General features: G+C 67.4%; 17 protein-coding genes and 1 pseudogene. 6 read left to right on the top strand and 12 right to left on the bottom strand.

Translation table 11 applies throughout. From position 1 onward, the window contains the following. Positions 1 to 17 precede the first annotated feature (17 nt). Both tyrS and FVF75_RS08810 read left to right on the top strand, forming a co-directional pair. The gene (tyrS, locus tag FVF75_RS08805) at positions 18 to 1,271 is read left to right on the top strand and encodes a tyrosine--tRNA ligase (protein ID WP_148377601.1); all 1,254 of its coding nucleotides are present in this window, start codon (positions 18 to 20) and stop codon (positions 1,269 to 1,271) included. Positions 1,272 to 1,315: 44 nt separating this feature from the next. Continuing rightward, positions 1,316 to 2,233, top strand: coding sequence for a DMT family transporter (locus FVF75_RS08810; RefSeq protein ID WP_148377602.1), 918 nt, complete (start codon positions 1,316 to 1,318; stop codon positions 2,231 to 2,233). On the opposite strand, the gene FVF75_RS08815 is transcribed toward FVF75_RS08810, so the two are convergent. Next, positions 2,220 to 2,930: a DUF1223 domain-containing protein gene (locus FVF75_RS08815; RefSeq protein WP_148377603.1), complete on the bottom strand. Its 711-nt coding sequence runs from the start codon at positions 2,928 to 2,930 to the stop codon at positions 2,220 to 2,222. The genes FVF75_RS08810 and FVF75_RS08815 overlap by 14 nt on opposite strands. Before the next feature lie 281 nt (positions 2,931 to 3,211). Between FVF75_RS08815 and acnA the strand changes: the two genes are divergently transcribed. Continuing rightward, positions 3,212 to 5,995 (top strand): aconitate hydratase AcnA, encoded by a 2,784-nt coding sequence (gene acnA, locus FVF75_RS08820; RefSeq protein ID WP_148377604.1) that lies wholly within the window; start codon positions 3,212 to 3,214, stop codon positions 5,993 to 5,995. Between the two features lie 67 nt (positions 5,996 to 6,062). On the opposite strand, the gene FVF75_RS08825 is transcribed toward acnA, so the two are convergent. From FVF75_RS08825 to FVF75_RS08840, 4 genes are all read right to left on the bottom strand, one after another. Beyond that, on the bottom strand, positions 6,063 to 6,959 hold the full coding sequence (locus tag FVF75_RS08825; protein ID WP_148377605.1) for a calcium-binding protein: 897 nt from the start codon (positions 6,957 to 6,959) through the stop codon (positions 6,063 to 6,065). Between the two features lie 262 nt (positions 6,960 to 7,221). Further along, positions 7,222 to 8,196, bottom strand: coding sequence for a DUF3179 domain-containing protein (locus tag FVF75_RS08830; protein WP_148377606.1), 975 nt, complete (start codon positions 8,194 to 8,196; stop codon positions 7,222 to 7,224). A gap of 79 nt (positions 8,197 to 8,275) precedes the next feature. Further along, on the bottom strand, positions 8,276 to 8,899 hold the full coding sequence (locus tag FVF75_RS08835) for a peptidylprolyl isomerase (RefSeq protein WP_148377607.1): 624 nt from the start codon (positions 8,897 to 8,899) through the stop codon (positions 8,276 to 8,278). Beyond that, complete coding sequence (locus tag FVF75_RS08840) at positions 8,892 to 9,392, bottom strand: peptidylprolyl isomerase (protein ID WP_148377608.1); 501 nt, start codon at positions 9,390 to 9,392, stop codon at positions 8,892 to 8,894. The genes FVF75_RS08835 and FVF75_RS08840 overlap by 8 nt, the downstream gene beginning before the upstream one ends. A gap of 135 nt (positions 9,393 to 9,527) precedes the next feature. Between FVF75_RS08840 and FVF75_RS08845 the strand changes: the two genes are divergently transcribed. Beyond that, positions 9,528 to 10,724 (top strand): phosphoglycerate kinase, encoded by a 1,197-nt coding sequence (locus FVF75_RS08845; RefSeq protein ID WP_148377609.1) that lies wholly within the window; start codon positions 9,528 to 9,530, stop codon positions 10,722 to 10,724. 4 nt (positions 10,725 to 10,728) lie between these two features. On the opposite strand, the gene FVF75_RS08850 is transcribed toward FVF75_RS08845, so the two are convergent. Continuing rightward, complete coding sequence (locus tag FVF75_RS08850) at positions 10,729 to 11,955, bottom strand: N-acetylmuramoyl-L-alanine amidase (RefSeq protein WP_342779802.1); 1,227 nt, start codon at positions 11,953 to 11,955, stop codon at positions 10,729 to 10,731. Positions 11,956 to 12,017: 62 nt separating this feature from the next. Beyond that, positions 12,018 to 13,160, bottom strand: coding sequence for a pyridoxal phosphate-dependent aminotransferase (locus tag FVF75_RS08855; RefSeq protein WP_148377610.1), 1,143 nt, complete (start codon positions 13,158 to 13,160; stop codon positions 12,018 to 12,020). 159 nt (positions 13,161 to 13,319) lie between these two features. Between FVF75_RS08855 and FVF75_RS08860 the strand changes: the two genes are divergently transcribed. Beyond that, positions 13,320 to 14,087, top strand: a complete 768-nt coding sequence (locus tag FVF75_RS08860; RefSeq protein ID WP_148377611.1) for a DsbA family protein — start codon at positions 13,320 to 13,322, stop codon at positions 14,085 to 14,087. 82 nt (positions 14,088 to 14,169) lie between these two features. Here the strand turns inward: FVF75_RS08860 and ispG are convergent, their stop codons facing one another. From ispG to FVF75_RS08880, 4 genes are all read right to left on the bottom strand, one after another. Continuing rightward, entirely contained in the window at positions 14,170 to 15,297 is a 1,128-nt protein-coding gene (gene ispG, locus FVF75_RS08865) for a flavodoxin-dependent (E)-4-hydroxy-3-methylbut-2-enyl-diphosphate synthase (RefSeq protein WP_148377612.1), read from the bottom strand. Positions 15,298 to 15,368: 71 nt separating this feature from the next. Then, a complete protein-coding gene (locus tag FVF75_RS08870) occupies positions 15,369 to 16,580 on the bottom strand; it encodes a helix-turn-helix domain-containing protein (protein ID WP_148377613.1) in 1,212 nt (403 codons plus the stop codon). Positions 16,581 to 16,703: 123 nt separating this feature from the next. Further along, positions 16,704 to 17,927 carry a 5-aminolevulinate synthase gene (hemA, locus tag FVF75_RS08875; RefSeq protein ID WP_148377614.1) on the bottom strand — a complete coding sequence of 408 codons (1,224 nt, stop codon included), beginning with the start codon at positions 17,925 to 17,927 and terminating at the stop codon, positions 16,704 to 16,706. A gap of 128 nt (positions 17,928 to 18,055) precedes the next feature. Beyond that, positions 18,056 to 18,670, bottom strand: coding sequence for a hypothetical protein (locus tag FVF75_RS08880; protein ID WP_148377615.1), 615 nt, complete (start codon positions 18,668 to 18,670; stop codon positions 18,056 to 18,058). 118 nt (positions 18,671 to 18,788) lie between these two features. On the opposite strand from FVF75_RS08880, the gene FVF75_RS08885 reads away from it, so the two are divergent. Continuing rightward, positions 18,789 to 20,195: a M20/M25/M40 family metallo-hydrolase gene (locus FVF75_RS08885; protein WP_148377616.1), complete on the top strand. Its 1,407-nt coding sequence runs from the start codon at positions 18,789 to 18,791 to the stop codon at positions 20,193 to 20,195. Between the two features lie 65 nt (positions 20,196 to 20,260). On the opposite strand, the pseudogene FVF75_RS08890 reads toward FVF75_RS08885, so the two are convergent. Further along, positions 20,261 to 20,480, bottom strand: a pseudogene (locus FVF75_RS08890) (hypothetical protein); the annotation flags it as partial.

The raw sequence follows: 20,480 nt of genomic DNA on the forward strand, positions 1-20,480 counted from the left end.
GACTGGACCCTTATACCATGACCTACCACCCGAAATCGGATTTCATGCGCGTGATGATCGAGCGCGGCTATCTTGCCGATTGCACCGATTACCAGGGGCTGGACGAGGCGTTGTCCAGAGGCGTGGTGCCGGCCTATATCGGCTATGACGCGACCGCGAAATCGCTGCATGTCGGGCATCTTCTGAACATCATGATGCTGCGCTGGCTGCAAAAGACCGGCCACAAGCCGATCACCCTGATGGGCGGCGGCACCACCAAGGTGGGCGATCCCTCGTTCCGCTCGGACGAACGCCCGCTGCTTGGCCCCGAGCAGATCGAAGAGAACATCGCCGGGATGAAGCAGGTGTTCGCCAAGTATCTCAGCTATGGCGACGGGCCGACCGACGCGATCATGCTGGACAATTCGGAATGGCTGGACGACCTCAATTACCTCGATTTCCTGCGCGACATCGGGCGGCACTTTTCCGTGAACCGGATGCTGTCGTTCGAGAGCGTGAAATCGCGGCTGGATCGCGAGCAGAGCCTGAGTTTCCTCGAATTCAACTACATGATCCTGCAAGCCTACGACTTCCTCGAGTTGAACCGCCGTTATGGTTGCCTGTTGCAGATGGGCGGCTCGGACCAGTGGGGCAACATCGTCAACGGCATCGACCTGACGCGCCGGGTGCTGGACCAGGAGATCTACGGGCTGACCTCGCCGCTGCTGACCACGTCGGACGGGCGCAAGATGGGCAAGTCGGCGGGCGGCGCGGTGTGGCTGAATGCCGACATGCTGTCGCCCTATGAATTCTGGCAGTTCTGGCGCAACACCACCGATGCGGATGTGGGCCGGTTCCTCAAGCTCTATACCGAACTGCCGCTGGAGGAGTGCGAGCGGCTGGGCGCTGCCGAGGGCGCCGAAATCAACGCCGCCAAGGTGGTTCTGGCCAATGAGGTCACGGCGCTTTTGCATGGCCGCGCGGCGGCCGAGGATGCCGAGGCGACGGCGCGCGAAGTGTTCGAGAAGGGCGGCATCGGGGACGATCTGCCGACGCTTGAGCTGACGGCGGAGGAGGTTGGCGAGGGCATTTCGGTGGTGCAACTGATCGTGCGCTCGGGGCTGACGCAATCGGGCAAGGAGGCCAAGCGCCTCATTGCCGACAAGGGCGCGAAGCTGAACGACGCCGATCTGACCGATCCGGGCCTGATGATCACCGCCGCCGATCTGGACCAGCCGATCAAGCTGTCGGCGGGGCGCAAGCGGCACGCGCTGGTGACGCTGGCAGGCTAGCGGGCGCGATTGCCTTCCGCATTCCCGCCCCATAGGGTCCGGGAATGTCGTTGCCCATCGCCCCCACACCCAAGCCGGGACGCTTCTCGGCCCTGTCGCCTGCCGCGGCGGGGATCGGCCTTTATTTGGTCGCGATCCTGACGATGGCGGTGATGGACAGCGCCGCCAAGGGGCTGTCGCAGCAATTGCCGGTGATCCAGGTGCTCTGGGCGCGCTATGCCGGGCAGACCGCGATCGTGCTGGTGATCGTCGCACCGCGCCTGGCCACGGTCGCACGCACCCGGCACCCCTGGCTTCAGGGCCTGCGCTCGCTGTTCCTGCTGGCCGCAAGCTCGTGCTTCTTTCTGGCCATCAGCCTTATGGGGCTGGCCGAGGCGACCGCGATCATGAACCTGAACCCGCTGCTGATCACGCTGGGGGCGGCGGTGTTTTTGGGCGAACGCTTCGGGTTGCGCCGGGCGATGGGCATCCTTGCCGCCCTGATCGGCGCGCTGATCGTGATCCGGCCCGGCAGCGAGGTGTTCTCGCCCGCCGCCGTCCTGCCGCTGATCGCCGCGTTCTTCTATGCCGGGTTCGCGCTGGCCACGCGCAAGGTCGGGCGCCGCGAAGATCCGATGACATCGCTGTTCTATGCCGCCCTTCTGGGCACGGCGGTGCTGTCGGTGGCGGTGGTGCCGGTGTGGCAGCGGCCCGATGGGTTCGGGGTTTTCCTGATGCTGGCGGTCGGCGCGCTGGGGGCGCTGGGGCAGATCCTGGTGATCCGCGCGCTGATGCTGGCCGAGGCCTCGGCGGTGGCGCCGTTCTCCTATGTCGGGCTGATCTTCGCGGCGCTCTGGGGGGCGCTGTTCTTCGGCGAATACCCGGATGGCCCGACCTATGTCGGTGCGGGCATCATCGTGGCCGCCGGCCTTTACGTCTGGCACCGCGAAACCCGCGATGCGCGCAGGCTCAGCGCACCTTAGCCGCCGCCAGCACCCGGCGCGGGCCTTCGACCTGCACGATCACCGCGGCGCGCGGCGCGTCGGGCATCGGCGCGCTGAGTTCGACCCGGCCCTGCCCGTTCCAGCGCCCGGCATGTTCCCACGAGGTCACGATGTTGGCATAGGTGATGGTCTGGCCGGCGTTCTCGCCGTGGGAAATGGCGACCTTGGCCTCGGGGGTATAGCCGACGATGTCGATCATGATCCGGTCCGGCAGCACCGCCCCGTCGCGCGGCCCGGCGGTGATGCGCAGCATGTTGCCCTCGGCCACCGCGCTCAGTTCGACCTCGCCCATCGCGGCGCGGTGTTTGACCAGCAGGTCGGCCAGCTTCATCGGCTTGTAGCCCACCAGGTGCTCGACCCCGCCCACCACCATCTGCGGCGTATAGACATGACCGCCGCCGGCAACCCGCACATAGGCCTTCTGGCGCGCGGTGTGGGCGGGCCGGCCGAAGGTGTCGGCCCAGCCGATATAATCCCAGTAATCCACGTGCAGCGCCAACGGCAGCACGTCGTCGCGCGTGGCCAGTTCGGCCAGCAAAGCATCCACCGGCGGGCACGAGGAACAGCCCTGCGAGGTGTAGAGCTCGACCACCACGAGATGCCCGTCGCCGGCGCGTGCCGGTGTGCTCATCAACAGCGCAAAGGCCATCGCCAGGGCGAGTGTGAATATCCGCATTTGTCCCGCTTGTGTCCCGTGATCGAGTGTCGCACGTTCGACATCCTACCTAGCCCAGCCGGCCCCGCCCGGCCAATCAAGGTTTTGCGAGAGGGCGTGAGCGTTGCCCAAAGGGCGCGGGCGGCGCGGGCGGCTCACGTCTGCGATACCGCCTTGCCGGGACGCATTGAAGTTCTGTGCACAATGGTATACATAAACCGCGCAGCCCCCTTGATCCGAACCACGGGTTGAGGCAAACGGGCCCCGAACGCCATTCTCAACGCCACGTCAGGAGGATCTCCATGCCCATCGTCGTCGGACAGGACACCGCAAAAACCCGCAAGACGCTTACCTCGGGCGGCGCGTCCGTCGCCTATTACTCGATCCCCGCCGCCGAGGCCGCCGGGCTTGGCGATTTCTCGCGCCTTCCGGCCGCGCTCAAGGTGGTGCTGGAGAACATGCTGCGCTTCGAGGACGGCGGCTTTACCGTTTCGGTCGACGACATCAAGGCGTTCGCCGACTGGGCCAAGCAGGGCGGCAAGAACCCGCGCGAGATCGCCTATCGCCCGGCCCGCGTGCTGATGCAGGACTTCACCGGCGTTCCCGCCGTGGTCGACCTGGCCGCGATGCGCGACGGCATCAAGGCGCTTGGCGGGGAAGCCAAGAAGATCAACCCGCTGGTGCCGGTCGATCTGGTCATCGACCACTCGGTGATGATCGACGAGTTCGGCAACCCGCGCGCCTTCCAGATGAACGTCGACCGCGAATACGAGCGCAACATGGAGCGCTACCAGTTCCTCAAGTGGGGCCAGACCGCGTTCGAGAACTTCCGCGTGGTGCCGCCGGGCACCGGCATCTGCCACCAGGTCAACCTCGAATACCTGTCGCAGACGGTCTGGACCGACACCGACCAGAACGGTGAAACCGTGGCCTACCCCGACACGCTGGTCGGCACCGACAGCCACACCACCATGGTCAACGGCGCCGCCGTGCTGGGCTGGGGCGTCGGCGGGATCGAGGCCGAGGCCGCGATGCTGGGCCAGCCGATTTCCATGCTGATCCCCGAGGTCGTGGGCTTCAAGCTGACCGGCAAGATGGTCGAGGGCACCACCGGCACCGACCTGGTGCTGAAGGTGGTCAAGATGCTGCGCGCCAAGGGCGTGGTCGGCAAGTTCGTCGAGTTCTACGGCGACGGGCTGGACACGCTGCCGCTGGCCGACCGTGCCACCATCGCCAACATGGCCCCGGAATACGGCGCCACCTGCGGCTTCTTCCCGATCGACAACGAGACCCTGCGCTACCTGCGCAACACCGGCCGCGACGAGGACCGCGTGGCGCTGGTCGAAGCCTATGCGCGGGAAAACGGCATGTGGCGCGGGGCGGATTACGACCCGATCTATACCGACACGCTGACGCTGGACATGTCCACCATCGTTCCGGCGATCTCGGGCCCGAAGCGCCCGCAGGACTACATCGCGCTGGACAAGGCGGCGAGCGCGTTCTGCGCCTATGTCAAGGGCGAGCGCGAGGGCAAGAAGGCCAACGAAAAGCAGAAGGACCGCTGGGAAAGCGAAGGCGGCCAGCCCGCGCCGCGCGAGATTCCGGGCGACGCCGGGCATCACCGGCGCGGCTTTGTCGCCAGCGTGAACGGCGCCGACCCCTACCAGTTGCATGACGGCTCGATCGTGATCGCCTCGATCACCTCCTGCACCAACACCTCGAACCCCTATGTGATGATCGGCGCGGGCCTGGTGGCGCGCAAGGCGCGCGAGCGCGGACTGACCCGCAAGCCCTGGGTCAAGACCAGCCTCGCCCCCGGCTCGCAGGTGGTCAGCGAATACCTCGAGGCGGCGGGCCTGCAGGAAGATCTCGACGCCATCGGCTTCAACCTCGTGGGCTACGGCTGCACCACCTGCATCGGCAACTCCGGCCCGCTGGAGCCGGCGATCTCCAAGGCGATCAACGACTATGACCTGATCGGCGTCTCGGTGCTGTCGGGCAACCGCAACTTCGAGGGCCGCATCAGCCCCGACGTGCGCGCCAACTACCTCGCCAGCCCGCCGCTGGTGGTGGCCTATGCGCTGGTCGGCGACATGAACGTCGACATCGCCACCCAGCCGCTGGGCCAGGACAAGGACGGCAACGACGTGTTCCTGAAAGACCTCTGGCCGACCAGCGAAGAGATCAACGCGCTGGTCGAACGGACCGTCACCCGCGAGGCGTTCCAGTCGAAATACGCCGACGTGTTCAAGGGCGACGACAAATGGCAGGGCGTCAGCGTCTCGGGCGGCGAAACCTACGACTGGCCGCCGACCTCGACCTATATCCAGAACCCGCCCTATTTCCGCGGCATGAAACCCGAGGCCGGCAGCATCGAGAACATCGAGGGCGCGCGGGTGCTGGCGGTGCTGGGCGACATGATCACCACCGACCACATCTCGCCCGCCGGTTCGTTCAAGGCCGACACCCCCGCCGGCAAATACCTGTCCGATCACCAGGTGGCGCTGCGCGACTTCAACTCCTACGGCTCGCGGCGCGGCAACCACGAGGTGATGATGCGCGGCACCTTCGCCAACATCCGCATCAAGAACGAGATGCTGGACGGGGTCGAGGGTGGCTATACCAAGGGGCCGGACGGAACCCAGATGGCGATCTTCGACGCGGCGATGGCCTATCAGGAGGCCGGCGTGCCGCTGGTGGTGTTCGGCGGCGAACAATACGGCGCCGGATCGTCGCGCGACTGGGCGGCCAAGGGCACCAACCTGTTGGGCATCAAGGCGGTCATCGCCGAGAGCTTCGAACGCATCCACCGCTCCAACCTCGTCGGCATGGGCGTGATCCCGTTCGAGTTCACCGGCGGCGACACCCGCAAGACGCTGGGCCTGACCGGCGAGGAAACGGTGTCGATCCACGGCCTTGAAGGCGACCTCAAGCCGATGTCCGAGGTCCCCTGCACCATCACCTATGCCGATGGCAGCACGAAGGACATCACGCTGAAGTGCCGCATCGATACCGCGGTCGAGAAGGAATACGTCGAGAACGGCGGCGTGCTGCACTACGTGCTGCGCAACCTCGCCAAGTCGTAAACGGGCGTCATCGAAACACGAAAGGCGGGCCGCGTGGCCCGCCTTTTTTTTCATCTCTGCGGCCGTCTCAGTGGATCGGGGTCAGCACCACGTCGTCGGCGGTGATGCCCGCGTCGCCCGCCAGCGTCGCGACCGCGTGGCCGTTCAGCGTGACCACGGTCTCGTCCGCCTCGTCGTCGAAGCTCACGCCGATCTCGGGCACCTCCACCTCGCCGGTGTCGGGGTCGGTATTGGCGACATAGAGCACGTGAATCGCGTCGGTGCGCGGCTCGAAATCGGTCACTTCGGCGGGCGAGGCATCGGGGCTGTCGATGTCATAGACGTGGAACTCGTCGGCCCCCTCGCCGCCCGTGGCCAGATCGCCCGCGCCCAGGATCAGCACGTCGTCGCCATCGCCACCGTCAAGCACATCCGCGCCCGCGCCCCCGTCGAGCCAGTCGTCGCCCTCGCCGCCGTCGAGCCTGTCGTCGCCCGATCCGCCCTCCAGCACGTCGTCGCCCGCGCCGCCATCGAGCACATCGTCACCCGAGCCGCCGAACAGCGTGTCGTCGCCGCCATCGCCATAGATCTCGTCGTCGCCGTGCTGGCCATACAACATGTCGTCGCCCTCGCCGCCCCTCAGTGTGTCGTCGCCCGCGCCGCCCAGGCCGATATCCGCGCCATGCGACAGGATCAGCAGATCGTTGCCCGCGCCGCCGTCGGCGTAGTCGTCGCCCGACGTGGCCACCAGCGTGTCGCTGCCCTCGGCCAGCATATAGGCCAGGTCCGCCTCGTAGGTCTGCGCGCTCATGGCGTCGTCCTCGGGCGTGCCCATCACGATGTCGGTGTATTGGTCCGGCTCGAACTCCGGCCCGTCGTCTTCGTCGTCCGCACCCTCGGCGGCGCTGAATTCGAACAGCCCTACCGACATCGCGAACACGGTCGCGAACAGGGTGAAAAACATCATGTAGGTCCAGTCAAGCATGGCTATTCTCTGTATCTGACCACGGCACAATCGCGGTGAAACAGGGCGATTTGTTGGTCAAGCCGCGTTAATTGGATGAAAAAACCACGACAAAATCGGAAACAGATTGTTTCGAATCCGGGCGGTCGGGTTCACGAAATCTCAGGAAATTGCGGTCAGGCTGGGGGCATGAAACCTGTCCCCGCACCCCTGGCCGAAGCCGTCGGCCTCTTCGTCCTGATCCTGCTTCTGGCCCAGACCGGAGCCGGGCCGCCGTGAGGCGTCAGTCGCCGGTCATCCAGATGCCGCCCTCGACCAGCGCGTCGAAGGCGAAGGCGAACATCACGTCATGCGGCACGTCGCGGCCCTGATCGTCCGTCACCCGGATCGCGCCGATGTCGCGGCCCGCGGCGATCCGCGCGGTGTCGAGCGCCGAGGCGGAGCCCGCGCGCCACGTGATCACCAGCCCGGCCTCGCGGATCACGCCTTGCGCCGCCAGCCGCGGCAGAGGCCAGCCGCGCACCCCGACCCGCACCACCCGCGACAGGGCGGCGATGCCCTCGGGCGGCATCTCGCCGGTGAAAAACCCGTAGGGCCGGTCGCGGCTGTCATAGCCGACATAGGGGTTGCGGCCATAGCTGCGGTGGAACTCCGGCTCGGCCATCACCAGCCCGTCGGGATAGTGGCCGGAAAAATCGGCCCAGCTTTCCACCCAGCTTGGCAATTGCACAAGCTCGGCCCCGGCATGGACGCCCACGATCCCCTGGCCCAGCGCCTGCTGCCACCAGCTTTCGGTCTCGCGGTCATACATCACCATGTCCGAATGCCTGAGCTTGCCGGTGACGCCGAAGGTCAGAACCGCGCCGTCCAGCCGCCGGTCGAACACCGGGGCCGAGTTGCACAGCGGGCAGAAGGTGACCGCCACCGGCACGCCCGCCACGGTATCGTTGACGATCTCGTGCCAGGTTAGGTAGCGCAGCGGATAGGCCCGCGCCGGCGCGCCCTCCAGCGCCAGCACCACCACCGGCTCGCGCGCGCCCAGGCCCTGCTTGTCGGCCACCGGCACGAAGTCCGGGTCGGTCAGCGCCGGGATGCCGTCGCGCCCCGGGCCACCATCGCGCACCTCGCTCCAGTCCGCGACCAGGCTGCGGCTGAAATCGGTTCTCGGAAACTCGTTTTGCCAGAACGCCGGGTCGGCGCGCAGATCCTGCGCGACCAGTCCCAGTGCGATGGCTAGTGCAACGATCAAGACCCGCATGGCGCCCCCGGCTGACCGTGTCAGTCTGGCCGAAGGGCGCCGCGCGGCCCAGCCCCGTTCACGCGGCTTTGCGCGCGCGTTACTCGATCACGCGCACGCTTTGCATCACGTCCGGCGCGCCGATCACCGCGCCGTTGCGGCCTTCGCCGCGCTTGATCGCGTTGACCACGTCCATGCCCTCGATCACCCGCCCGACCACGGTGTATTGCCCGTTCAGGTGATTGGCGTCGTCGAACATGATGAAGAACTGGCTGTTGGCCGAATCGGGGCTCTGCGATCGGGCCATGCCCACCACGCCGGCCACGAACGGCTCGTTCGAGAACTCGGCAGGCAGGTTCGGCAGCTCCGACGCCCCGGTGCCCGCAAGCCGCAGGTCGTCGCCCTTTCGGCCATGTTCCACGTCACCCGTCTGGGCCATGAAGCCGTCGATCACGCGGTGAAACACCACCCCGTCATAGGCCCCCTCACGCGCCAGTGTCAGCAGGCGTTCGGCATGTTGCGGGGCCAGCGTGTCGAACAGCTCGATCACCACCTTGCCGTTGGCCTCGCCCGCCACGGTGATCTCGATCTGCGGCCCGCCCGACTGCCCCGGCGCCTCGGTCACGACCTCGGGTTTCGCCCCCACCACGGTGAAATAATACACCGCCACAAGGGCGACGCCCGCGAGGAACAGCCCCCAGGCGATCAGCGTCGTCCTAGACATCCGCAGCCACCTTGACCGAGATCATCGCGTCCGGGTTCGCCGGCGGCTCGCCCCGGGTGATCTTGTCGACATGCTCCATGCCCGAGATCACCCGGCCATAGACGGTGTATTGCCCGTTGAGGAAATGGTTGTCGGAGAAGTTGATGAAGAACTGGCTGTTGGCCGAGTTCGGGTTCTGCGAGCGCGCCGCCCCCAGCGTGCCCCGGTCATGCGGCAGTTTCGAGAACTCCGCCGGCAGGTCCGGCAGGTCCGACCCGCCGGTGCCCGCCATGCGCAGGTTGGCGGCGTCCTTGCCGTGGGCCACGTCGCCGGTCTGGGCCATGAAGCCGTCGATCACGCGATGAAACACCACCCCGTCATATTGCCCGGCGCGGGCCAGTTCCTTCATCCGCGCCGAATGCGCCGGTGCCACGTCGGGCAGAAGCTCGATCGTCACGGTGCCGTGCTTGAGTTCGATCAGCACGGTGTTTTCGGGGTCTTTGATCTCGGCCATCAGGCGCTCCTTTCGGGTTCCATGTTCGGCGCGAACCTATGCGCGCGCGCGCAAAAGGAAAAGGGGTTCGCTTTGCCGCATTGACCGGGTTAGGTTTCCGGCAAGACTTGGTGCGGCACCCTCGGAGGTAATGGTATGGCGTGGAAGACACTCGACGACTTGGAACTGGACGGCAAGGTCGTGCTGACCCGGGTCGACATCAACGTGCCGGTGGACGGCGACGGCAAGGTGACCGACACCACCCGGATCGAGCGGATCGTGCCGACCATCCGCGATATCCTCGCCGCCGGGGGCAAGCCGGTGCTGATGGCGCATTTCGGCCGGCCCAAGGGCAAGGTGGTGCCGGAGATGTCGCTGAAGCCGGTCGTGCCGGCGCTCGAGGCCGCCCTTGGACAACCGGTCAAGTTCGCCTCCGCCTGCATCGGCGGCCCGGCGAAAGAGGCGGTGGCCGGTCTCAAGGATGGCGAGGTGCTGCTGCTGGAGAACACCCGTTTCAACCCCGGCGAGCAGGCCAACGAGCCCAGTTTCGCCGCCGCCCTCGCCGCGCTTGGCGATGTCTATGTCAACGACGCCTTTTCCGCCGCGCACCGCGCGCATGGCTCGACCGAGGGCATCGCGCGGCTTCTGCCGTCCGCCGCGGGGCGGTCGATGCAGGCCGAGCTGTCGGCGCTGGAAACCGCCCTGGGCGATCCGGTGCGCCCGGTGGTGGCGGTGGTCGGCGGTGCCAAGGTCTCGACCAAGCTCGACCTGCTGGGCAACCTCGTCACCCGGGTCGACACCCTGGTGATCGGCGGCGGCATGGCCAACACCTTCCTTGCCGCCCAGGGCATCGACGTGGGCAAGTCGCTGTGCGAACACGACATGGCCGACACCGCGCGCGAGATCATGGCCAAGGCCGAAGAGGCGGGTTGCACCATCCTCCTGCCGACGGACGTGGTGGTGGCGCGCGAGTTCAAGGCCGGCGCCGCGACCGAAACCGTCGCCGCCGACGCCTGCCCGCCCGACGCGATGATCCTGGATGCCGGGCCCGAGACCGTGGCCGCGGTCAACGCGGCCTTCGACACCGCCCGCACCCTGATCTGGAACGGCCCCCTCGGCGCCTTCGAGATCGAGCCGTTCGACCAGGCCACCAACGCCGCCGCCCGCCATGCCGCCGAGCGCACCCGGGAGGGCGCGCTGACCTCGGTGGCCGGGGGCGGCGACACGGTGGCGGCCTTGAACCAGGCCGGGGTGGCCGACGATTTCACCTATGTCTCGACCGCCGGCGGTGCCTTTCTCGAATGGATGGAAGGCAAGACCCTGCCCGGTGTCGCGGCACTCGAGGACGACTGAGCCCCTACTGCCGCAGCCGCTCCGACGCCGCCGCGTCCTCGATCGCCCAGTAGAGCAGCGCGTCGCGGATGCCCTCGGCGGCGGCGCGGCGCCAGTCGGGATCGGTCAGCCTCTCGCGGTCGCGCTCGGACGACAGAAACCCCAGTTCGATCAGCACCGACGGGATATCGGGCGCCTTCAGCACCGAGAACGCCGCCTCCATCCGGGGCGTCTTGTACGTCGATTGCGTGGCCGCGTGGATGCCCTCGACCAGCGCGTTGGCCAGCCGGTCGGTGCGTGGCGCGGTCTCGGTGCGCGCCATGTCCATCAGCACCAGCGCCACCGCGTCGTCGGCCTCGGTCAGGTCCACCCCGGCCAGAAGGTCGGCGCGGTCATGGCGTTCGGCCAGCTTTTCGGAGGCCACGTCAGAGGCATCGGCGGCCAGCGTATAGACCGTGGCCCCGGTCGCGCGCCCCTCGGCCAGCGCGTCGGCATGCAGCGACAGAAACACGTCTGCCCCGGCCCGGCGCGCGATCGACACGCGCTCCTCGAGCGGCACGAAATAGTCGCCCTCGCGGGTCAGCACCACGTCGATATTGCCCGCGCGCAGCAGCACCTCCTTGAGGTCGCGCGCGAAGGTCAGCATCAGGTCGGCCTCGACGACCCCGTCGCGCTCGGCCCCCGGATCGATGCCGCCGTGGCCGGGGTCGAGCACCACCACCAGCGGCCCGTCCGGCTGCGGTTCCGGCGGCGCGGGCGCGGTCGCGGCCATGTCGAAGGTCGCGCTGGCCGGGGCGCCGGCGCTGGCGGCGAAGGTCTCGGCGTCGCTGTCACGCAGCAGGATCGCCACCCGCGCGCCGCTGTCGGTGGTCTCCATCCCGGCCTCGTCCACCACCATCGGGCGGTCCAGCGCGATCACCATCCGCGACCAGCCCGGGCGATAGACGCCGGTGGCGATCGAGGTGGTGCGGATCACCCCCTCGGCCAGCGCGCCCGCATCGGTCGCGCCCCAGTCAAGCTCAGAAAAATCGACCACCACGCGCACCGGATCGTCCAGCGTGAACACCCGCCACGGCACCGGCTGGGTGATCTCGAGCCCGATCTCGACGCGGCCGCGCCGCTCGGTCAGCGTGACGCCGTCGCCGGTCAGCCGGGCCAGCGCGGTAAAGCCCTGCTGGGCCTGTGCCATTGGTGCGGCCAGCATCATGGCCAGCGCGACCGACAGCGCGAGAACGAGGGGAAACCAGCGCAAGACCCGCTCCTTTTTTCGGCCGAGACTACCGTGCGCGCCCGGCCCTGAACAGCCCCCGCGCCCTAGCCCCGCGCCGCCATGAAGGTGGCGAGGCGCGCCAGCCCCTCCTCGATATCCGCGGTGGCGCGGGCATAGGAAAACCGCAGCGTGCCGCCGCCGCGGACCGGGTCGAAATCCAGCCCCGGCGTCACCGCCACGCCGGCCTTGTCGAGGATCTCGGCGGCAAAGGCGCGGCTGTCGTCGGTCAGGTGCGAGACATCGGCATAGACATAGAACGCCCCGTCCGGCGGCGCGATCCGGTCGAACCCCGCCTTGGGCAACCCGTCCAGCATCAGCGCCCGGTTGGCGGCATAGACGGCGCGGTTGGCCTCGAGCTCGTCCTCGCAATCCATCGCCGCCAGCGCCGCGATCTGGCTGGCATGCGGCGGGCAGATGAACAGGTTCTGCGCCAGCCGCTCGATCACCCGCACATGATCCTCGGGCACCACCATCCAGCCGATGCGCCAGCCGGTCATCGAGTAGTATTTCGAGAACGAGTTGATGACATAGACCTCATCGGTCAGTTCCAGCGCCGAAACCGCCGGGCTGTCGTAATGCAGCCCGTGGTAGATCTCGTCGGAGATCAGCGAAATATCCCGCTCCCGCGCCGCCTCGATCATCGCCGACAGGGCATCGCGGTCCAGCATCGTGCCGGTCGGGTTGCCGGGGCTGGCCAGCATCAGCCCGTCCAGCCCCTCCGGCAGGTCGCCCGGCACCGGCTGGTAGCGGTTTTCCGCCGCCGTCTGGATGCCCACCGGCTGCATCCCCAGCGCGCTCAGGATTTGGCGATACGAGGGATAACCGGGGTCGCCCAGCCCCACCCGCGCGCCCGAATCGAACAGCGCCGTGAAGCCCAGGATGAATGCCCCGGACGAGCCGGGCGTCATCACCACGCGGGCCGGGTCGAGGTCGACGCCGTGCCATTCGCCGTAATGGCGCGCGATGCGGGCGCGCAGCTCCGGCAGGCCCAGCGCCACGGTATAGCCCAATGGCCCCGCCGCCATCGCCTCCTGCAAGGCGCGGCGCGCGCCTTCGGGGGCGGGCGTGCCGGGCTGGCCGACCTCCATGTGGATGATGTGGCGCCCCGCCTCTTCGGCGGCGCGCGCGGCCTCCATCACGTCCATCACAATGAAGGGATCGACTTCGGAGCGGCTTGATGTGCGCATCGTGACCTCGCTAGTCTCTGGTGCGACCGGGGTGCCTTGCGCCGCCGCCAAGGTCAAGGCGCGACCGGTCGCCGCGGCCCGGGTTGTGCCGGAGCGAACCGGGGGCTAAGTGGACTTCAGCCCGATCCAACCGGCCAAGTCTGAATGAACGGAGACCCCATGACCCGACGCCTGACCACCGCCCTCGCGCCCCTGGCCTTCGCCGCCGGGCTTGTCGCCACCCCCGCGCTGGCCTTCGACATCGAGACGATGAGCGCGGATGAGCGCAGCGCCTTTCGCGAAGAGGTCCGCGCCTACCTTCTGGAAAACCCCGAAGTGCTGATGGAGGCGATCGCGGTGCTGGAACGGCGCGACGCCGCCGCGCAGGTGGCCAACGACCAGACCCTGGTGGCCACCAACCGCGAGGCGCTGTTCAACGACGGCTATTCGCATGTCGGCGGCAACCCCGAGGGCGACATCACCTTCGTCGAGTTTTTCGATTACAAGTGCGGCTATTGCAAGAAGGCCCACCCCGAGGTGCAGGCCCTGCTGGCCGCCGACGGCAATATCCGCATCATCTACAAGGAGTTCCCGATCCTGGGCGAGGAAAGCCTCATGGCGTCGCGCTTCGCCATCGCCACCCAGATCGTCGCGGGCGAAGAGGCCTACGCCATGCTGCACGACGCGCTTTACGAGATGCGCGGCAACGTGACCGAGCAATCGCTGACCAGCCTTGCCACCGAGCTTGGGCTGGACGCCAAGGCGATCCTCGACGGGTTGTCGGACCCGCGCGTCGACGAGATCATCGCCGAAAACCACGCGCTGGCGCAGCGGATGGCGATCTCGGGCACCCCGACCTTCGTGATGGGCGACCAGATGGTGCGCGGCTATGTGCCCCTGTCGGGAATGGAGCAGATTGTTAAGGAATTGCGCGAACAACAGGGGTGAAGCGGTTGATCTGAAATAGTTATTCGTGATCGCTACTTGCGCCGGAGTGACCGCGCCCCGGACCTGATCCGGGGCGCGTTTCTCATTCCGCCGCCTTCGCCGCCGCGTCCGCCTCGATCTCGGCGGCGCGTTTCTCGACCAGTTCGACGATGTGGTCGACCATCGTGTCGTTGCCCTGCTTGTGGTCCTGCTTGCCCGCCAGGTAGACCATGCCCGACCCGGCGCCGCCGCCGGTAAAGCCGATATCGGTCATCAGCGCCTCGCCCGGCCCGTTCACCACGCAGCCGATGATCGACAGGCTCATCGGCGTGCGGATATGGGCCAGCCGCGTCTCGAGCTCCGCCACCGTCCCGATCACGTCGAAGCCCTGCCGGGCGCAGGACGGGCACGAGATGATGTTGACGCCGCGATGGCGCAGGCCCAGCGACTTGAGGATCTCGAAGCCCACCTTGACCTCTTCCACCGGGTCCGCCGACAGGCTGACGCGGATGGTGTCGCCGATCCCGGCCCAGAGCAGATTGCCCAGGCCGATGGCCGACTTGATGGTGCCCGACACCAGCCCGCCGGCCTCGGTGATGCCAAGGTGAATCGGCGCGTCGGTGGCCTCGGCGATGCCCTGGTAGGCGGCGGCGGACAGGAACACATCGGACGCCTTCACGCTGATCTTGTAGTCGTGGAAATCGTTGTCCTCGAGGATGCGGATGTGATCCAGCCCGCTTTCCACCATCGCCTCGGGGCAAGGTTCGCCATATTTCTCTAACAGATGCTTTTCCAGCGATCCCGCGTTCACGCCGATGCGAATCGAACAGCCGTGGTCCTTGGCCGCCTGGATCACCTCGCGCACCCGCTCGGGCGACCCGATGTTGCCGGGGTTGATGCGCAGGCAGGCGGCACCGGCCTCGGCGGCCTCGATGGCGCGTTTGTAGTGGAAATGGATGTCGGCCACGATCGGCACCGGGCTTTCGCGCACGATCTCGCGCAGCGCGCGGGTGGCGGCGGCATCCGGCGTCGAGACACGCACGATATCGGCGCCCGCCTCGGCGGCGGCCTCGACCTGGGCCAGGGTTGCGGCCACGTCCGACGAATCGGTGTTGGTCATGGTCTGCACCGCGATCGGGGCGCCGCCGCCCACCGGCACGTTGCCAACCATGATCTGGCGCGATTTGCGCCGCTCGATGTCGCGCCAGGGCCGGATCGGGTTGTGTGTCATGGAAAACCTCGCGTCATCGCGTCCGCGCCTTGGATAACGCTGACACCCGGAAGGAACAAGGCAAAGGGGCGTTACTGCTGGGCCTGGGCCACCGCGATGAAATCGGCCAGCGCCGCGTCGGCCTCGATATCGGCCACGGCATAGGCGCCCGACAGCGCCTCGGGCGACAGGGCGATGTTCTTGACCACCGACGGCCCCTCGCCCGCCGGGCCATAGGCGGTGCCGTTGACCGCGAAATAGACCGACCCGGCATTGCCCGACCGCAGCACCGGCGGCGCTTCCAGGTTGGGCAGCACGTATTTCTCGCCGGCATCGAGGATCTTTTCGAGGATGACCGAGCCGTCGGCGGCCTGCACCCGCACCCAGGACGGGCGCACCGCGAAGATCGCCACCTCGGGCGCGTCGGGGCCGAACACCCGCACGCCGCCCGCATCGGCCAGCACCGGCGCGGCCTCGGTTTCGGTGACGGCTCCGGGGGCGGGTTGGTCCGGGACAACGGCGCCTTCGGCAAGGCGTTGCTGATCGCCGGCCAGCACACCCACGTCGCGCGGATCGAGGGTCGAGATCGGCCCGTCGCGCGCGATCAGCACCGGCACGTCCAGCGCCTGCGGGCGATAGAGCCGGTCGAGCGCCTCGGCAGAGGGCGGCGAGGCCAGCCCGGCGCCCTCGCCCGCATCCGCGGCCATCGCACCGACGTCGCTGAGGTCGGGCATTTCGTCCATCACGCCCACGGCCTTTTCCACCGGGGTAAAGCGCACCTTCTGGATTTCCTTGAGCACCGACACGCCGCCATAGCCCAGGACCCCGACCAGCGCGATCAGCACCACGACCGACCCGACCGCCGCCGGTTCGATCCGCTCCAGAATCGGGGTGCGGCGCGGCACGAACGAGGCATTGGGGTTGGACAGCGGGTCGCCCTCATGCACCGGCTTGGATTTCTCCGCCTTGCTCTGGTCCAGCGTCGCCAGCCCGTGCATCGGCACGAAACCCGATTCGGCGCAGAACACGCGGAAACACCAATCCGGGTCCATCTTGAGATAACGGGCATAGGAACGCACGTATCCGGCGATGAAACCGGGGGTCTCGAACGCGGTCGCGTCGGCGTTTTCGATCGCCGCAATATAGGTGGCCTTGATCTTGAGTTCGCGCTGCACGTCGAGCAGCGACTTGCCCAGCGTGGCCCTCTCGCCACGCATCACATCGCCGAGGCGAAGGTCGAAGGAATCGAAGCCGGTTGGCTGGTCTTCTTCGGTGACCCGAGGCGTAACCCAACGCCTGATCATATGGCCTGCCCCTTACCGTTATGCGTCCGCGAATATCTTTTGCCGCGCCGACGCGTGCTCCCTTGCCGGCGGTTTGTGCCATTTTCTAGCACGAATCAAGGGGTTTTGCCCAGCCACAACCTGTCAGGCAGACAGCTCGGCACGATTCAGCGCACAGTGCGACCAGAGCTCGTCCAGCGCCCGCACCAGCTTGTCCATTTCGTTCGGTCCATGCACCGGCGAGGGCGTGAACCGCAGCCGTTCGGTGCCGCGCGGCACGGTCGGAAAGTTGATCGGCTGCACGTAGATTCCGAAATCCTCGAGCAGCATGTCGCTGAGTTTCTTGGTGTGCACCGGGTCGCCCACGATCACCGGCACGATGTGGCTGCCGTGGTCGATGATCGGCAGGCCCAGCCCCTTGAGCCGGGTCTTGAGGATCTTCGCCTGGGTCTGCTGCGCGTCGCGCAACGCCTGGTCGGTCTTGAGGTGGCGCACGCTGGCCGCCGCCCCCGCCGCCAGCGCCGGGGCCAGCGACGTGGTAAAGATGAAGCCCGGCGCGTAAGACCTTATCGCGTCGACCATTTTCGCGCTGGAGGCGATATAGCCGCCCATCACGCCATAGGCCTTGGCCAGGGTCGCGTTGATGATGTCGATCCGGCCCATCAGCCCGTCACGCTCGGCCACGCCGGCGCCGCGCGGGCCATACATGCCGACCGCGTGCACCTCGTCGATATAGGTCAGCGCGTCGAATTCGTCGGCCAGGTCGCAGATCGCCTCGATCGGGCCGAAATCGCCGTCCATCGAGTAGACCGATTCGAAGGCAATGACTTTCGGCGCCTTGGGGTCGTCGGCGGCCATCAGGGCGCGCAGATGCTCGACATCGTTGTGCCGGAAGATCCGCTTCTGCCCGCCGTTGCGGCGCACGCCCTCGATCATCGAGGCGTGGTTGAGCGCGTCGGAATAGATGATCAGCCCGGGAAAGAGTTTCGGCAGGGTCGAAAGCGTCGCGTCGTTGGCGATATAGGCCGAGGTGAACAACAGCGCCGCTTCCTTGCGGTGCAGGTCTGCCAGTTCGGCCTCGAGCGCCTTGTGATACACGGTCGTGCCGGAGATGTTGCGGGTGCCGCCGGACCCTGCGCCGGTGGCGTCGATCGCCTCGTGCATCGCCGCCAGAACCGTCGGGTGCTGGCCCATCCCGAGGTAGTCGTTGCCGCACCAGATCGTGACCGGACGTTCGGTGCCGTCCGGCTTGTGCCAGGTCGCGTGGGGGAAGTTTCCCTTTTTCCGCTCGATGTCGATGAAGACGCGGTAGCGCCCCTCGTCATGCAGCCGCCCCAGCGCTGCATCCAACTGAACGTCGTAGGTCAAGCGCGGTCCTCCAGCAGTCTCTTGGTGTCGACGGGCTTTATAGCGCGATTGCCCCGCCGACGCATTCAAAAATGGTGATACAGGTTGTCGCAAGCCTGCGTCTTGACCTGAATCAAACCACCGCCGGTTCAGTCGGCCACGCCGATCTCGCAATCCGCGGCCCCGCCGGCGCCTTCGTTGCAGGCCTTGAGCGCCGCCGCCTCGGCGGCCTCGCCCGAGCCCTTGACCATCGCCGAGCCCGCGGTCGAGGGGCTGTAGGCCACGACCCGCGCGGCGCCGTCCGTGGCGGCCTCGACAAAGCTTTCGGTCGCGGCGGCGCTGAGGCTGAAGTCGCGTGGCTCGTAGCCCGCCGGCAGGGTCAGCCCGATCACCGTGCAGGTGACGCCATGCGCCTCCTTGCACTCCTTGAGCACGGTTTCCTGTGCCGCGGTCGGCGAATGCAGGCCCTGCGTCATGATCAGCGATTGCGGCGTCAGGCCCAGCCCCTGCGGCACCGCCAGCGCGCCGTAATAGCCGTAGCCGACCTTCTCGAAGCTCGCCATCTGGTCGGCCAGCCCGTTCTGCAACGCCTCGACCTTGCCGATCGCATCCCCCTCCAGCCCGGTCGGCTCGACCGGGTAGAAGATCATGCCCGAAGGCGCGAACAGCATCGCCCGGGCGGTCGCGGTGTCGACCGGATCGGCCAGCGCGCCGCCCGCCATCGTGCCCAGTCCAAGCAAAGTTGCCGTCAGAATCGCTCGCATCAACCACTCCATCTTTCGATTTCGGCGCGACACTAGCGATTCCGGCCCGGCCCTGCCACCCCGTCTGGACAGCACTCACGGGAATGCTACGCTTTGCGCCGACAGACAGGAGCCCGCGATGACCGATACCCCCGAAACCGACGCCCCCCTCGACCCCGTGCTCTCACAGGTGCTCGACCGCCTCGACAGCGATCTCGACGCGGCGCTGGAGCGGCTGATGGCGCTGTTGCGCATCCCCTCGATCTCGACCGACCCGGCCTACCGGGCCGAGTGCGACGCCGCCGCCGACTGGATGGTCGCCGACCTCGCCTCGATCGGCTTTGACGCCTCCAAACGCCGCACCCCCGGCCACCCGATGGTGGTGGCGCATGGCGGCGAAGGCGGCCCGCACCTGCTGTTCTACGGCCATTACGACGTTCAGCCGGTCGACCCGCTCGACCTCTGGGATCGTCCGCCGTTCGAACCCGAGGTGCAGGACGGCCCGCGCGGCCGGGTGATCCGGGGCCGCGGCGCGGCGGATGACAAGGGGCAACTGATGACCTTCGTCGAGGCGATGCGCGCCTGGGTCGCGGTGCATGGCCAGCTTCCCTGCCGGATCACCATCCTGCTCGAGGGCGAAGAGGAATCCGGCTCGCCCTCGCTGGTGCCGTTCCTCAAGGCCAATGCCGAGGAACTGGGCGCGGACCTTGCGATGATCTGCGACACCACCATGTTTTCGGGCGGCGTGCCCGCGATCACCACGCAACTGCGCGGCATGCTGCGCGAGGAACTGGTGCTGACGGCGGCCACCAAGGACCTGCACTCGGGCATGTTCGGCGGGCTGGCGCGCAACCCGATCCACGTGCTTGCCCGCATCCTGGCCGACCTGCACGACGACGCGGGCCGGGTGACGCTTGCCGGCTTCTACGACGGCGTCCCGGAACTGCCCGACGAGATCCGCGCCCAGTGGCAGAACCTCGCCTTCGACCACACCGCGTTTCTCGGCGATGTCGGCTTGTCGGTGCCGGCGGGCGAGATGGACCGCACGCCGCTGGAACAGCTCTGGTCGCGCCCCACCGCCGAGGTCAACGGCATCACCGGCGGCTATGGCGGCGCCGGGTTCAAGACGGTGCTGCCGGCAAAGGCCTCGGCCAAGGTCAGCTTTCGCCTGGTCGGCACCCAGGACCCCGAGGCGATCCACCATGCCTTCGTCGACCACGTCAACGCCCGCCTGCCGCGCGATGTCACGGCGGAATTTCCCATGGGCGACGGAGCGCCCGCCTCGCACATGCCCACCGACGCCCCCGCCTTCGAGGCCGCCCGCCAGGCACTCGGCGCCGAATGGGGCAAACCCGCCGCCTTCATCGGCTCCGGCGGTTCGATCCCGATTGCCGGGCATTTCCAGGACGTGCTGGGCATGGATTCGATGCTGATCGGCTTTGGCCGCGACGACGACCAGATCCACTCGCCGAACGAGAAATACGACCTTCAGAGCTTCCACAAGGGCATGCGAAGCTGGGCGCGGGTGCTGGCGGCGCTGACCTAGGCAAGCGCCGTCTTAGGTCTTCATCTTGGTCGAAGGGTCAATTCCAGCTCAGGTCCTGAGCGGTTTCATTTTGCGGGATCTGAGCAGGATCTGAGCAGGATCTTGTAGAGGTTGTTTTCGCGGTTGTTGAAGCGGAATTCGGTTTCCTTGAGGAAGGTCGGAAAGCTGGTTCTGCGCAGCCCGTTGAACTTGGCGTGGCGGCGTTTTGCGTAGCTCCAGAAGCTCTCGATGCCGTTGATGTGGACGCCGTTCTCGGAGAAGATCGCGCGGTCGCGGTTCCAGTAT

It is taken from the genome of Maritimibacter fusiformis, assembly GCF_008086115.1.
In the GTDB taxonomy this organism is placed as follows: domain Bacteria; phylum Pseudomonadota; class Alphaproteobacteria; order Rhodobacterales; family Rhodobacteraceae; genus Muriiphilus; species Muriiphilus fusiformis.

What these genes read in the sequence shown, in the direction of transcription:
- FVF75_RS08815 (WP_148377603.1), bottom strand. Translation starts at nt 2,930, where the DNA reads ATGCGGATATTCACACTCGCCCTGGCGATGGCCTTTGCGCTGTTGATG.
- FVF75_RS08860 (WP_148377611.1), top strand. Translation starts at nt 13,320, where the DNA reads ATGACCCGACGCCTGACCACCGCCCTCGCGCCCCTGGCCTTCGCCGCC.
- FVF75_RS08880 (WP_148377615.1), bottom strand. Translation starts at nt 18,670, where the DNA reads ATGCGAGCGATTCTGACGGCAACTTTGCTTGGACTGGGCACGATGGCG.
- FVF75_RS08845 (WP_148377609.1), top strand. Translation starts at nt 9,528, where the DNA reads ATGGCGTGGAAGACACTCGACGACTTGGAACTGGACGGCAAGGTCGTG.
- FVF75_RS08885 (WP_148377616.1), top strand. Translation starts at nt 18,789, where the DNA reads ATGACCGATACCCCCGAAACCGACGCCCCCCTCGACCCCGTGCTCTCA.
- ispG (WP_148377612.1), bottom strand. Translation starts at nt 15,297, where the DNA reads ATGACACACAACCCGATCCGGCCCTGGCGCGACATCGAGCGGCGCAAA.
- FVF75_RS08825 (WP_148377605.1), bottom strand. Translation starts at nt 6,959, where the DNA reads ATGCTTGACTGGACCTACATGATGTTTTTCACCCTGTTCGCGACCGTG.
- FVF75_RS08835 (WP_148377607.1), bottom strand. Translation starts at nt 8,899, where the DNA reads ATGTCTAGGACGACGCTGATCGCCTGGGGGCTGTTCCTCGCGGGCGTC.
- FVF75_RS08830 (WP_148377606.1), bottom strand. Translation starts at nt 8,196, where the DNA reads ATGCGGGTCTTGATCGTTGCACTAGCCATCGCACTGGGACTGGTCGCG.
- tyrS (WP_148377601.1), top strand. Translation starts at nt 18, where the DNA reads ATGACCTACCACCCGAAATCGGATTTCATGCGCGTGATGATCGAGCGC.
- FVF75_RS08810 (WP_148377602.1), top strand. Translation starts at nt 1,316, where the DNA reads ATGTCGTTGCCCATCGCCCCCACACCCAAGCCGGGACGCTTCTCGGCC.
- FVF75_RS08870 (WP_148377613.1), bottom strand. Translation starts at nt 16,580, where the DNA reads ATGATCAGGCGTTGGGTTACGCCTCGGGTCACCGAAGAAGACCAGCCA.
- FVF75_RS08840 (WP_148377608.1), bottom strand. Translation starts at nt 9,392, where the DNA reads ATGGCCGAGATCAAAGACCCCGAAAACACCGTGCTGATCGAACTCAAG.
- acnA (WP_148377604.1), top strand. Translation starts at nt 3,212, where the DNA reads ATGCCCATCGTCGTCGGACAGGACACCGCAAAAACCCGCAAGACGCTT.
- FVF75_RS08855 (WP_148377610.1), bottom strand. Translation starts at nt 13,160, where the DNA reads ATGCGCACATCAAGCCGCTCCGAAGTCGATCCCTTCATTGTGATGGAC.